Annotated in this window: 11 protein-coding genes; 9 read left to right on the forward strand and 2 right to left on the reverse strand. The window is 60.0% G+C overall.

Annotated features, from left to right (window positions below; genetic code table 11):
- Window positions 1-3: 3 nt before the first annotated feature.
- Both PFLCHA0_RS05960 and map read right to left on the reverse strand, forming a co-directional pair.
- Window positions 4-2706 (reverse strand): [protein-PII] uridylyltransferase, encoded by a 2703-nt coding sequence (locus PFLCHA0_RS05960; protein ID WP_015634331.1) that lies wholly within the window; start codon window positions 2704-2706, stop codon window positions 4-6.
- A gap of 48 nt (window positions 2707-2754) precedes the next feature.
- The gene (gene map / locus PFLCHA0_RS05965; protein ID WP_011059523.1) at window positions 2755-3537 is read right to left on the reverse strand and encodes a type I methionyl aminopeptidase; all 783 of its coding nucleotides are present in this window, start codon (window positions 3535-3537) and stop codon (window positions 2755-2757) included.
- A gap of 407 nt (window positions 3538-3944) precedes the next feature.
- Between map and rpsB the strand changes: the two genes are divergently transcribed.
- The 9 genes from rpsB to bamA all read left to right on the forward strand — a co-directional run bounded on the left by rpsB (window position 3945) and on the right by bamA (window position 13890).
- The gene (gene rpsB, locus PFLCHA0_RS05970; RefSeq protein WP_011059524.1) at window positions 3945-4682 is read left to right on the forward strand and encodes a 30S ribosomal protein S2; all 738 of its coding nucleotides are present in this window, start codon (window positions 3945-3947) and stop codon (window positions 4680-4682) included.
- Between the two features lie 203 nt (window positions 4683-4885).
- A complete protein-coding gene (gene tsf, locus PFLCHA0_RS05975; protein ID WP_011059525.1) occupies window positions 4886-5752 on the forward strand; it encodes a translation elongation factor Ts in 867 nt (288 codons plus the stop codon).
- Between the two features lie 209 nt (window positions 5753-5961).
- Complete coding sequence (gene pyrH / locus PFLCHA0_RS05980) at window positions 5962-6705, forward strand: UMP kinase (protein ID WP_011059526.1); 744 nt, start codon at window positions 5962-5964, stop codon at window positions 6703-6705.
- Window positions 6702-7259: a ribosome recycling factor gene (gene frr / locus PFLCHA0_RS05985; RefSeq protein ID WP_011059527.1), complete on the forward strand. Its 558-nt coding sequence runs from the start codon at window positions 6702-6704 to the stop codon at window positions 7257-7259. Before pyrH ends, frr begins: the two co-directional genes overlap by 4 nt.
- Before the next feature lie 15 nt (window positions 7260-7274).
- A complete protein-coding gene (gene uppS / locus PFLCHA0_RS05990; protein ID WP_011059528.1) occupies window positions 7275-8030 on the forward strand; it encodes a polyprenyl diphosphate synthase in 756 nt (251 codons plus the stop codon).
- The gene (locus tag PFLCHA0_RS05995; protein ID WP_015634332.1) at window positions 8030-8836 is read left to right on the forward strand and encodes a phosphatidate cytidylyltransferase; all 807 of its coding nucleotides are present in this window, start codon (window positions 8030-8032) and stop codon (window positions 8834-8836) included. The genes uppS and PFLCHA0_RS05995 overlap by 1 nt, the downstream gene beginning before the upstream one ends.
- Window positions 8833-10023: a 1-deoxy-D-xylulose-5-phosphate reductoisomerase gene (ispC, locus tag PFLCHA0_RS06000; protein ID WP_041751975.1), complete on the forward strand. Its 1191-nt coding sequence runs from the start codon at window positions 8833-8835 to the stop codon at window positions 10021-10023. The genes PFLCHA0_RS05995 and ispC overlap by 4 nt, the downstream gene beginning before the upstream one ends.
- 49 nt (window positions 10024-10072) lie before the next feature.
- Window positions 10073-11425: a sigma E protease regulator RseP gene (rseP, locus tag PFLCHA0_RS06005; protein WP_011059531.1), complete on the forward strand. Its 1353-nt coding sequence runs from the start codon at window positions 10073-10075 to the stop codon at window positions 11423-11425.
- A 74-nt stretch (window positions 11426-11499) separates the two neighbouring features.
- A complete protein-coding gene (bamA, locus tag PFLCHA0_RS06010; protein WP_011059532.1) occupies window positions 11500-13890 on the forward strand; it encodes an outer membrane protein assembly factor BamA in 2391 nt (796 codons plus the stop codon).
- Window positions 13891-13892: the final 2 nt, after the last annotated feature.

The raw sequence follows: 13892 nt of genomic DNA on the forward strand, positions 1-13892 counted from the left end.
CCGTCAGATGCTCAGGCGGGTCATTTCGATAGTCGGTTCGTGGCTGACGCTCAACTGCTCGACGATCGCATCCTGCAAGCGGCTGCACAGCTGGGGGTCGGACAGGGGCTGGTTGTGCGCATCGGTGATGAAGAACACGTCTTCCACGCGCTCGCCCAGGGTGGCGATCTTGGCGTTCTGCAGCGACAGGTCGAACTCCAGGAAGATCTTGCCGATCCGCGCCAGCAAACCCGGGCGATCCGGGGCGCTGAGTTCCAGCACGGTCACCGGGCGTTGGGCGTCGTTGTGGATAGTCACCTCGGGGGCGAAGGCAAAATGCTTGAGCTGGCGCGGCACCCGGCGCTGGATGATGGTCGGGTAGTCGTCGGGGTTGCGCAGGGCGTCGGTCAGGCCCTTGCGGATCTGCTCGACTCGCTGCGGGTTGTTGCCGATGGATTCGCCGTCGTTGTCCAGGACGATGTAGGTGTCGAGGGTGAACTGGCTGCTGGAGGTGATGATGCGCGCGTCATGGATGTTCAGGTTGAGCTGGTCCATGGCGGCCACGGTCACCGCGAAGAAGTCGTGCTGGTCCGGGGCGTAGATGAAGATCTGGGTGCCGCCCTCGAACTCGCGCTGGGTGATTTCCTTGATCAGCACCAGTGGCCCGCCATCGGCCGGCTGCTGGAGGATCGCGTCGCTGTGCCAGGCCACGTCGCCGGCGGTGTGGCGCAGGAAGTAGTCGTCCCCCAGTTGGGACCAGAGTTGTTCCACTTCGTCCGGGTCGGTGCCGTTGCGCACCAGGATGTCCAGGGCGGCGCTCTGGGTCTGGCGGATCTGCTCTTCGCGGTCCACCGGGTTTTCCAGGCCGCGGCGCAGGGCTCGCTTGGTCTCGGTGTAGAGCTGGCGCAACAGGCTGGCGCGCCAGGAGTTCCATAGCGTCGGGTTGGTGGCGTAGATATCGGCGACGGTCAGTACGTAGAGGTAGTCGAGGCGGGTCTGGTCGACCACGATCTGTGCGAAATCGTGAATCACCTGCGGGTCGGACAAGTCCTTGCGCTGAGCCGTGGTGGACATCACCAGGTGGTTCTGCACCAGCCAGACGATCAGCCGGGTATCCCACTGCGGCAACTGGTGGCGCACGCAGAAGGCTTCGGCATCCACGGCGCCGATTTCCGAGTGGTCGCCATGACGGCCCTTGCCGATGTCGTGGTACAGACCGGCCAGGTAGATCAGCTCGGGCTTGGGCAGCTTGCCCATGAGCTTGCTGGCCAGCGGGAATTTCTCGGAGATCGGCGTGTACTGCATTTTGCGCAGGTGCTTGATCAGGTTCAGCGTGTGGGCGTCCACGGTATAGATGTGGAACAGGTCGTGCTGCATCTGCCCGACGATGAAGCCGAACTCCGGCAGGTAGCGTCCGAGAATGCCGTAGCGGTTCATCCGCCGCAGGTTGCGGTGGATGCCGATTTCGCACTTGAACAGCTCGATGAACAGGCTGGTGTTGCGGATATCGTGGCGGAAGTCGTCGTCGATCAGGTGCCGGTGTTCGCGCAGCAGGCGGATGGTGTCGGCGCGCACGCCCTTGATTTCCGGGTGCTGGGCCATCAGCACGAAGATCTCCAGCATGGCGAACGGCGTGCGCTTGAATACGTTGTCGTTGATCGCCTCGATGTAGCCGTCGTGCAGTTGGAAGCGCGCATTGATCGGCTGTGGCGGTGCCTCGTCCTCGGGGGCGAGGATCACCTCCTCGAAGTGCTGGATGATCAGGTCGCTCAACTGGGCGATGCTCATCACCACCCGGTAGTACTGCTGCATGAAGCTTTCGATGCTCTGTTTCGCATCTTCGCCCTCGAAGCCCAGCAGGGTGGCGATGGAGCGCTGGTGGTCGAGCAACAGGCGGTCCTCGGCGCGCCCCGCGAGCATGTGCAGCGCGTAGCGGACCTTCCACAGGAACTCCTGGGACGAGGCCAGGAGCGCGTTTTCGCTTTCCACCAGGAAGCCTTCGCCGGCCAGGGCCCGCAGGTTCAGGGTGCCGTACTGGCGGCGCGCGACCCAGAGGATGGTCTGGATGTCCCGCAACCCACCCGGCGAGCCTTTGACGTTGGGCTCCAGGTTGTATTCGGTGTCGTTGTACTTGTGATGGCGGGCCTTCTGCTCGGCCCGCTTGGCCAGGAAGAAATCCTTGCTCGGCCACATGTGCTCGGTGCTGGTCACTTGCAGCATGCGCTGGCGCAGGTGCTCGGGGCCGGCAATGGTGCGGCTTTCCATCAGGTTGGTGATCACCGTCAGGTCGGCCCGCGCCTGTTCGGCGCATTCGTCCACCGAGCGCACGCTTTGCCCGACTTCCAGGCCAATGTCCCAGAGCAGGGTAAGAAAGCGTTCGATGGAGTCGCGGAAAATTTCGTGGTCGGCGCTGTCCAGGAGGATCAGCAGGTCGATGTCGGAATAGGGGTGCAGCTCGCCGCGACCGTAGCCGCCGACCGCCACCAGGGCGATGTCGGCGTCGTCGCTCCAGCTGAACTGGTCCCAGGCCTTTTGCAGGATGTTATCGATGAACCAGGCGCGGTCTTCGATCAGCCGGCGGATCTCCCGCCCACTGCGAAAGCGCGTATCGAGCACTTCCCGTGCCTGGCGGATGGCCTTCTTGAAGGCGGCGATAGGGCTGGCCTTCAGCGCCAGTTCCGCCTGGAACTGGCCGCGGTCGAAGAGTTCGGGGTCCACCTGCGGCATCGATTGGCTTTCCTTTCTATCTATAAGGTCGGGACGCAGCGTTGTGGATCAGGCTGACACCCGGGCGATGGTGTCATCGCTGCGCAGGGTGAAGATCTCGTAGCCGGTCTCGGTGACCAGCAGGGTGTGTTCCCACTGCGCGGAGAGCTTGCGGTCCTTGGTGATGGCGGTCCAGCCGTCGCCCAGGACCTTGGTGTCGGCCTTGCCCTGGTTGATCATCGGCTCGATGGTGAAGGTCATGCCGGCCTTGAGCTCCATGCCGGTACCGGCACGGCCGTAGTGCAGGATCTGCGGCTCTTCGTGGAACACCTTGCCGATGCCGTGGCCGCAGAACTCGCGTACCACCGAGAAACCGTTCTTTTCCGCGTGCTTCTGGATCACTTCGCCGATGTCGCCCAGGCGGCAGCCCGGTTTCACCAGTTCAATGGCCTTGTACATGCATTCCTGGGTGATCTGCGACAGGCGCTCGGCCCAGACCGGCACGGTGCCGACGTGGAACATGCGGCTGGTGTCGCCGTGGTAGCCGTCCTTGATGACGGTCACATCGATGTTCAGGGTGTCGCCATCCTTCAGCGGCTTCTCGTTGGGAATGCCGTGGCACACCACGTGGTTGATCGAGGTGCAGATGGATTTGGGGAAGCCCTTGTAGTTCAGCGGGGCAGGGATCGCACCTTGCACATTGACGATGTAGTCATGGCAGATGCGGTCCAGTTCTTCGGTGGTGACACCGGGTTTGACATGCTCGGCAATCATTTCCAGCACGTCGGCGGCCAGTTTGCCGGCGACACGCATTTTGGCGATGTCCTCGGGAGTTTTGAGGGTGACGGTCATACAGGCTCTCTTGACGCCCAGGGGCGCGATAAACACGGAAATGGCTCGAAAACCCGCATGCGCAAAGCTTGGCCTACGATGGGCCAGCAAGGTTTTCAAAAGCCGCAAAGGTGCGATTCTAACAGAGGCTCAGCGCAAATCTGAGGTTCTGCTGGCGCTTCTCTCTATACAATGGTGCATTCTGGACCGATTCCAAGAGGCGGGTAAAATGCCTGCGGATCGCCGAGTGTGAATCCGGGTTCCGTTTTTGCCCTTGCTGTGGTATAAAATGCGCCGCTTTCCGGGGATGCCCCGAAAAGCTCAAACCCACACACGTGTCGACACGATGACCTGGGTGCCCTCAGCACAAGCTGTTGGTTGGTCATTGGGATACGTGGAGGCCTAACCCGACTTATTAAGGAACTATCATGTCCCAAGTCAACATGCGCGATATGCTGAAGGCCGGTGTGCACTTCGGTCACCAAACCCGTTACTGGAATCCGAAAATGGGCAAGTACATTTTCGGCGCGCGCAACAAGATCCACATCATCAACCTTGAAAAAACCCTGCCAATGTTCAACGAAGCTCTGACTTTCGTAGAGCGTCTGGCCCAGGGCAAAAACAAGATTCTGTTCGTCGGCACCAAGCGTTCCGCTGGCAAGATCGTTGCTGAAGAAGCAGCACGTTGCGGTTCGCCGTACGTCGATCACCGCTGGTTGGGCGGCATGCTGACCAACTACAAAACCATCCGTGCTTCCATCAAGCGTCTGCGTGACCTTGAAGTGCAAGCAGAAGACGGCACCTTCGCCAAGCTGACCAAGAAAGAGGCGCTGATGCGCACTCGCGATCTGGAAAAGCTGGATCGTTCCCTGGGTGGTATCAAGGACATGGGCGGCCTGCCTGACGCACTGTTCGTGATCGACGTTGACCACGAGCGCATCGCGATCACCGAAGCCAACAAGCTGGGCATCCCGGTCATCGGCGTTGTCGATACCAACAGCAGCCCGGAAGGCGTTGACTACATCATCCCAGGCAACGATGACGCCATTCGCGCCATCCAGCTGTACATGGGTTCGATGGCTGACGCTGTGATCCGTGGTCGTAACAACGTTGCTGGCGGCACCGAAGTGTTCGAAGAAGCTGCAGCACCGGCGGCTGAAGCCTGAGTAACTGACGCGTAGCGTTGACTCAGCACGCAAAAAGGGGGCTTGGCCCCCTTTTTGCCAACTCGAAAATCATTTCGTCGTCGCGCCCCGACAGTTTCTGTAATGCGGGGCTGTTATGAAGTGGTTTCGGGGCAATGCCCAAGAATTGAGCGCCCGTTCGATCGGGTGGAATGGTTGAAAACCTATCCAAGAGGATTTTGAAAATGGCAGAGATTACTGCAGCGTTGGTCAAAGAACTGCGCGAGCGTACCGGCGAAGGCATGATGGACTGCAAAAAGGCCTTGACCAAGGCCGGCGGCGACATCGAAAAAGCCATTGATGACATGCGTGCTTCCGGCGCCATCAAGGCTGCCAAGAAAGCAGGCAACGTTGCTGCTGAAGGCGCTATCGCCATCAAGGACGACGGTAAAGCCGCTGTCCTGCTGGAAGTCAACTCGCAGACCGACTTCCTGGCTCTGCAGGACGATTTCAAGGCATTCGTTGCCGCTAGCGTGGAAAAGGCTTTCGCTGACAAGCTGACCGACGCCGCTCCGCTGATCGAAGCTCAAGAAGCTGCCCGCCTGATCCTGGTTGGCAAGACTGGCGAGAACGTCAACATCCGTCGTCTGGCTCGCGTTGAAGGCGACGTGGTCGGCACCTACCTGCACGGCAACAAGATCGGTGTTGCGGTTGTTCTGAAAGGCGGTTCCGTTGAGCTGGCCAAAGACATCGCCATGCACGTAGCGGCCAGCAACCCTGAGTTCCTGCTGCCATCGCAAGTTTCGGCTGAAGCGATCGAGCGTGAAAAGGCTGTGTTCCTGCAGCTGAACGAAGACAAGATGAAAGGCAAGCCAGCCGAAATCGTTGAAAAAATGATCGCTGGCCGTATCAGCAAGTTCCTGGCCGAAGCCAGCCTGGTTGAGCAAGCTTTCGTCAAGGACCCAGAAATCACCGTAGGTGCTCTGGCCAAGAAAGGCGGCGCTGAAATCGTTTCCTTCACCCGTTTCGCGGTAGGTGAAGGCATCGAGAAGAAAGAAGACAACTTCGCCGAAGAAGTTGCTGCACAACTGGCTGCTGCCAAGCAACAGTAAGACGGTTTTTTCAACTGTCGCCCAGAAGAGGCTGCCCGCTCACGCGCGCAGCCTCTTTTCAAATGGGCAGGGTAATTTAGTTGTTTATCCTCGGAACCGCCTTACAAAGTCGTGTTCTGATGGCGCTGTGACAGCGTCAAGCTAGAGTGAACGCAGGCTGTAAACAGCCCGCAAAGAATTTTTTAAATACGCCGCAGGAGAGATTCGCAATGGCTCAGCAGGGCAGTGGTTATCAAGCTCGCTATAAACGCATTCTACTCAAGCTTAGCGGCGAGGCCCTGATGGGCTCGGAAGAGTTCGGGATCGATCCCAAGGTGCTGGATCGCATGGCGCTGGAAGTCGGCCAGCTGGTTGGTATCGGCGTCCAGGTAGGCTTGGTGATCGGTGGTGGCAACCTGTTCCGCGGCGCTGCATTGAGCGCGGCCGGGATGGATCGGGTCACGGGCGACCACATGGGCATGCTGGCCACTGTGATGAACGCCCTGGCCATGCGTGATGCACTGGAACGTGCGAATATCTCGGCCATCGTGATGTCGGCTATTTCCATGGTCGGCGTGACCGATCACTATGACCGTCGCAAGGCGATGCGCCACCTGAACTCCAAAGAGGTGGTGATCTTCGCGGCCGGTACCGGCAACCCGTTCTTCACCACCGACTCCGCAGCCTGCCTGCGCGCTATCGAGATCGATGCCGACGTGGTGCTCAAGGCAACCAAGGTCGATGGTGTTTACACTGCAGACCCGTTCAAGGACCCGCATGCCGAGAAGTTCGATCATCTGACTTACGATGAAGTGCTGGATCGCAAGCTGGGAGTGATGGACCTGACGGCAATCTGCCTGTGCCGCGACCACAAGATGCCGCTGCGGGTATTTAACATGAACAAGCCCGGCGCCCTGCTGAATATCGTGCATGGTGGCGCTGAAGGAACCCTGATCGAGGAAGGCGAGCAATGATCAACGAAATCAAGAAAGACGCTCAAGAGCGCATGAAGAAATCCCTGGAGTCCCTGGCCCATGCATTCGGCCAGATTCGCACCGGCAAGGCTCACCCCAGCATCCTGGGCAGTGTGATGGTGCCTTACTACGGTACCGACACACCGTTGAGTGGCGTTGCCAACGTTACCGTGAAGGACTCCCAGACCCTGCAGGTAGTGCCGTTCGAGCGCAATATGCTCGGAGCCATCGACAAGGCCATCGGCAGTGCCGGTCTTAACCTCAATCCGACCAACCTGGGTGAGCTGCTGCTGATCAAGATGGCACCGCTGACCGAGGAAACCCGCAAGGGCTTCACCAAGCAGGCGCGTGCTGCCGCCGAGGATGCGCGGGTTGCAGTGCGCAATATTCGCCGCGATGCCCTGGGTGAGTTGAAGAAGCTGACCAAGGACAAGGAAATCAGCGAAGACGAAGAGCGCCGTGGCAGCGCCGAAATCGATAAGCTGATCAAGGACTTTGAAGCTCAGATCGCCAAGGCGACTGAGGAAAAAGAAAAGGACTTGATGGCCGTATAAGGGTCAGGCGTTTTCATGGAAAAGACCAAGCAGTCCGTGTTGTCCTCGGTGCCGCGTCATGTGGCAATCATCATGGATGGTAATAACCGCTGGGCAAAAAAACGCTTTATGCCGGGTGTCGCCGGGCATAAGGCGGGTGTCGATGCGGTACGTGCAGTGATCGAAGTGTGCGCTGAGGCCAAGGTCGAGGTGCTGACCCTGTTTGCCTTTTCCAGTGAAAACTGGCAGCGGCCGGCTGACGAAGTCAGTGCCTTGATGGATCTGTTCTTCAAGGCCCTGCGTCGTGAAGCCAAGCGCCTCAACGAGAACAACATCAGCCTGCGGATCATTGGCGATCGTTCACGCTTCCATCCCGAGTTGCAGGCGGCGATGCGCGAAGCGGAGGCCATTACCGCGGGTAGTGATCGTTTCATCCTGCAGATCGCCGCCAACTATGGCGGCCAGTGGGATATCGCTCAGGCCGCCCAGCGCCTGGCGCGCGAGGTCCAGGCCGGGCATCTGCGGCCCGAGGACATCACTCCGGGCCTGCTGCAGACCTGCCTGGCGACCGGCGACCTGCCGCTGCCGGACCTGTGCATCCGGACCGGTGGCGAGCATCGCATCAGCAATTTCCTGTTGTGGCAGCTGGCCTATGCCGAGCTGTATTTCTCCGACCTGTTCTGGCCGGACTTCAAACACGAAGCCATGCGTAACGCATTGGCCGATTACGCATCTCGCCAGCGACGCTTCGGTAAGACGAGCGAGCAGGTCGAGGCTGGAGCCCGGGTTTAATGCTTAAACAACGAATCATTACTGCGCTGATCCTGCTGCCGATCGCCTTGTGCGGGTTCTTCCTGCTCGAAGGCTCGGGGTTCGCCCTGTTCATCGGTCTGGTGGTAAGCCTCGGTGCCTGGGAGTGGGCGCGTCTGGCGGGCTTCGAGGCGCAGCTGGCTCGGGTGGCCTTCGCCGTGGTGGTGGCGGCGCTGTTGTTCCTGATGCATCTGGTTCCGGGCGTTGCGCCCTGGGTGCTGGGTGCTGCGGTGCTGTGGTGGGCGCTGGCGACCTACCTGGTGCTGACCTATCCGCGTTCCAGCGAGCAATGGTCCGGTGCCGCACCCAAATTGTTGATCGGCCTGCTGATCCTGCTGCCGGCCTGGCAAGGGCTGGTGTTCATCAAGCAACTGCCACTGGGCAACTGGTTGATCATGGCGGTGATGGTGCTGGTGTGGGGTGCGGATATCGGTGCCTACTTCTCCGGCAAGGCCTTCGGCAAGCGCAAGCTGGCGCCCCAGGTCAGCCCGGGCAAGAGCTGGGAGGGCGTGTACGGCGGCCTGGCGTTGAGCCTGGTGATCACCGCGGTGGTGGGGCTGGTGCGTGACTGGACCCTGGGGCAGATGATTCTGGGGCTGCTGGGTGCAGCGATCGTTGTATTCATTTCGGTGGTCGGCGACCTGACCGAGAGCATGTTCAAGCGCCAGTCGGGTATCAAGGACAGTAGCAACCTGCTGCCCGGTCATGGTGGGGTGCTGGACCGCATCGACAGCCTGACCGCGGCCATTCCGGTGTTTGCCGTGCTGTTGTGGATGGCTGCGCTGTGACTGCTGTACAGCAGATCACGGTTCTGGGGGCTACCGGCTCTATCGGTCTGAGCACCCTGGATGTGATTGCCCGTCATCCGGATCGTTATCAGGTGTTTGCCCTGACGGGCTTCACGCGTCTGGCCGAGTTGCTGGCGTTGTGCGTAAAGCATGAGCCCCGTTTTGCGGTGGTGCCCGAGGCCTCGGCCGCCAGCCGCCTTCAGCAAGATTTGCGCGCCGCCGGCCTGGCTACCCAGGTGCTGGTGGGGGAGCAGGGGTTGTGCGAGGTGGCCTCGGCTCCGGAAGTCGATGCCGTGATGGCGGCGATTGTCGGTGCGGCGGGGTTGCGCCCGACTCTGGCGGCGGTTGAGGCTGGCAAGAAGATCCTGTTGGCCAACAAGGAAGCGCTGGTGATGTCTGGCGCGCTGTTCATGGAGGCAGTGGGCAAGAGTGGTTCCGTGCTGTTGCCTATCGACAGTGAACACAATGCGATCTTTCAATGCATGCCCGCGGATTTTTCCCGCGGGCTGAGTCGGGTCGGTGTGCGACGTATTCTTCTGACGGCTTCGGGCGGTCCTTTCCGTCAGACGCCTCTGGAAGAGCTTGAGCATGTTTCCCCCGAACAGGCCTGTGCCCATCCGAACTGGTCCATGGGGCGCAAGATCTCCGTGGACTCGGCAAGCATGATGAACAAGGGGCTGGAACTGATCGAGGCCTGCTGGCTATTTGATGCCAGGCCTTCCCAGGTCGAAGTGGTGGTGCACCCGCAAAGCGTGATCCACTCGCTGGTGGATTACGTCGACGGCTCGGTCCTGGCGCAGTTGGGTAATCCGGATATGCGCACCCCGATCGCCAATGCCCTGGCCTGGCCGGAGCGTATTGATTCCGGTGTAGCGCCGCTGGATCTGTTCGCCATTGCTCGCCTGGATTTCCAGGCACCCGACGAGCAGCGGTTCCCTTGCCTGCGCCTGGCACGGCAAGCTGCCGAGGCGGGTAACAGCGCTCCGGCCATGCTGAATGCGGCCAATGAGGTGGCGGTATCGGCGTTTCTCGAGCGGCGCATCCGCTACCCGGAGATCGCGAGTATCATCGATGAGGTTTTAACCCGTGAGCCTGTGGTCGCAGTCAATGAACTCGACGCAGTGTTTGCGGCAGACGCCAGGGCTCGAGTCCTGGCGCAACAATGGTTGCAGCGTAACGGGCGATAGGATTCGCGACCGGGGCGAGTGGCGGCGAATAGGATTGCGGAGAAAGTAGATGAGCGCGCTCTATATGATTGTCGGCACCCTGGTAGCCCTGGGTGTGCTGGTCACCTTCCATGAATTCGGTCACTTCTGGGTCGCCCGTCGCTGTGGCGTCAAGGTTCTGCGCTTCTCCGTGGGCTTTGGCATGCCCTTGCTGCGCTGGCATGATCGTCGCGGCACCGAGTTCGTCATCGCCGCTATCCCGCTGGGCGGCTACGTGAAGATGCTGGATGAGCGTGAAGGCGAGGTAGCTGCCGAGGAGCTCGATCAGTCCTTCAACCGCAAGTCGGTTCGCCAGCGTATCGCGATTGTTGCTGCCGGTCCGATTGCCAACTTCCTCCTCGCACTGGTGTTTTTCTGGGCCCTGGCGATGCTGGGCAGCCAGCAGGTGCGGCCGGTCATCGGTGATGTAGAGGCTGGCAGTATTGCTGCCAAGGCCGGGCTCAGTGCCGGCCAGGAAATCGTCGCCATCGACGGCGAGCCGACTACCGGCTGGGCGGCCGTGAACCTGCAACTGGTGCGGCGCCTGGGTGAAAGCGGTGCGCTGCAGGTGCTGGTGCGTGAGCAGGGCGCCACTGTGGATTCGCCACGCCAGCTGGAATTGGATAAATGGTTGAAAGGGGCTGATGAGCCGGATCCGATTCGCTCCCTGGGCATTCGTCCGTGGCGTCCGGCCCTGCCGCCGGTGCTGGCTGAACTTGACCCCAAGGGCCCGGCCCAGGCCGCTGGCCTGAAGACCGGCGATCGTCTGTTGGCCCTTGATGGCCAGCCCCTCAATGACTGGCAGCAAGTGGTGGATTGGGTCCGTGTGCACCCTGATACGAAAATTGTGCTGCATGTCGAGCGCGATGGTGCTCAAATCGACGTCCCCGTGACCTTGGCCAGCCGCGGCGAAAGCAAAGCGCCAAATGGCTACCTGGGGGCCGGGGTGAAAGCGGTAGATTGGCCGCCGCAGATGCTTCGCGAGGTCAGCTACGGGCCGTTGGAGGCGATTGGTGAAGGGGCCCGACGGACCTGGACCATGAGCGTCCTGACCCTCGAATCGCTGAAGAAAATGTTGTTCGGCGAGCTCTCGGTAAAAAACTTGAGTGGACCGATAACCATTGCTAAAGTGGCGGGCGCTTCTGCCCAGTCGGGCATTGCTGATTTCTTGAATTTCCTTGCTTATCTGAGTATTAGCCTGGGTGTTCTGAATTTGTTGCCCATCCCGGTACTGGATGGGGGGCATTTGCTGTTTTATCTGATCGAGTGGGCGCGTGGTCGTCCCTTGTCGGATCGGGTGCAAGGTTGGGGGATACAGATCGGTATCAGCTTGGTGGTCGGAGTCATGCTGCTTGCTCTGGTCAACGATCTGGGTCGTCTGTAACGCTTCGCTGAATTGCGAATCTGCCGCATTTTGCGGCAGTTTGTTTATTGCCAGTTGGAATAAGAAAGGACTTCATGAAACGTCTGCTGCTAACTGCGGTTCTCACCGTATTGATGATCGCCGAAGTTCACGCCGAGTCCTTCACTATCTCCGATATCCGCGTCAACGGCCTCCAGCGCGTTTCCGCGGGTAGCGTCTTTGGTGCCTTGCCGTTGAACGTCGGCGAGCAGGCGGACGACCGTCGCCTGGTGGAATCCACTCGTGCGCTGTTCAAAACCGGTTTCTTTCAAGACATCCAGCTGGGCCGCGATGGCAACGTCCTGGTCATCACGGTAGTCGAACGGCCGTCGGTTGCCAGTATCGAGATCGAAGGCAACAAGGCGATCTCCACTGACGACCTGATGAAAGGGCTCAAGCAGTCCGGCCTGGCGGAAGGTGAAATCTTCCAGCGCGCGACCCTCGAAGGCGTGCGCAACGAGCTGCAGCGTCAATATGTCGCTCAGGGTCGTTACTCGGCCAGCGTTGAAACCGAAGTCGTGCCGCAGCCACGTAACCGGGTTGGCCTGAAGGTCAAGATCAACGAAGGCACAGTCGCAGCCATCCAGCACATCAACGTGGTAGGCAACACCGTCTTCCCCGATGAAGACCTGATCGGCCTGTTCGAACTCAAGACCACCAACTGGCTGTCGTTCTTCAAGAACGACGACAAGTACGCCCGTGAAAAACTCTCCGGTGACCTGGAGCGCCTGCGTTCCTACTACCTGGACCGCGGCTATATCAACATGGATATCGCCTCGACCCAGGTGTCCATCACCCCGGACAAGAAGCATGTCTACATCACCGTCAACGTCAACGAAGGCGAGAAGTACAGCGTTCGTGACGTGAAGCTCAGCGGTGACCTGAAAGTCCCTGAAGACCAGGTCAAGGCGCTGCTGCTGGTGGAGAAGGGCCAGGTGTTCTCGCGCAAGCTGATGACCACCACTTCCGAACTCATCACTCGCCGCCTGGGCAACGAGGGTTATACCTTCGCCAACGTCAACGGCGTGCCTCAGCCTCACGATGAAGACCACACCGTGGACATCACCTTTGTGGTGGACCCGGGCAAGCGTGCCTACGTCAACCGCATCAACTTCCGTGGCAACACCAAGTCCGAGGACGAAGTGCTGCGCCGCGAGATGCGCCAGATGGAAGGCGGCTGGGCTTCGACCTACCTGATCGATCAATCCAAGACCCGTCTTGAGCGCCTGGGCTTCTTCAAGGAAGTCAACGTCGAGACCCCGGCCGTGCCGGGTGTGGATGACCAGGTAGACGTGAACTACGCGGTTGAAGAACAAGCATCCGGTTCGATCACCGCCAGCGTCGGTTTTGCCCAGAGCGCGGGCCTGATCCTCGGTGGTTCGATCACCCAGAACAACTTCCTGGGTACCGGTAACAAGGTCAGCATCGGCCTGACCCGCAGCGAATACCAGAGCCGCTACAACTTCGGCTACGTAGACCCCTACTGGACCGCCGATGGCGTGAGCCTGGGCTACAACGCCTTCTATCGCACCACTGACTACAAAGACCTCGACGTCGACGTGGCCAGCTATGCGGTGGACAGCCTGGGTGCCGGCGTCAGCGTGGGCTACCCGATCAGCGAGACTTCGCGTCTGACCTTCGGTCTGACCGCGCAGCAGGACAAGATCAAGACCGGCCTGTACACCGTCGACGAAATCTTCGACTTCGTGAACAAGCAGGGCGACAGCTACCTGAACTTCAAGGCCTCGGCCGGCTGGTCCGAGTCGACCCTGAACAAAGGCGTATTGGCGACCCGCGGTCACTCGCAAAGCCTGGTGCTGGAAACCACTACCCCGGGCAGCGACCTGTCGTTCTTCAAGCTCGACTACCGTGGCCAGTTGTTCACGCCGTTGAGTGAGAACTACACCATGCGCTTCCATACCGAGCTGGGTTATGGCGACGGCTTTGGTGATACCAAGGGCTTGCCGTTCTACGAGAACTACTATGCTGGTGGCTTCAACTCGGTACGTGGCTTCAAGGACAGCACTCTGGGCCCACGCAGTACTCCTAGTCGTGGTGTTGGTGTAACCGGTAACGTCGGTACGGCTGCCGACCCGGACCAGGATCCACTGCCATTCGGCGGTAACGTATTGATCCAGGGTGGTGCCGAGTTGCTGTTCCCGTTGCCTTTCGTCAAGGATCAGCGCTCGCTGCGTACTTCCTTGTTCTGGGATGTGGGTAACGTCTTCAACTCTCGCTGTGAAAGCACGTCCAACACCATTGCGGCGTCGAACGTGAAAACGCAGTGCAACGATATCAGCCTGAGCAATCTGGCCAGTTCGGTTGGTGTCGGTGTGACTTGGGTCACCGCTCTGGGGCCATTGAGCTTCGCCCTGGCGATGCCGATCAAGAAACCGGATGACGCTGAAACTCAGGTGTTCCAATTCTCTCTCGGTCAGACTTTCTAATA

This window comes from Pseudomonas protegens CHA0 (assembly GCF_000397205.1).
Classification (GTDB): Bacteria; Pseudomonadota; Gammaproteobacteria; order Pseudomonadales; family Pseudomonadaceae; genus Aquipseudomonas; species Aquipseudomonas protegens.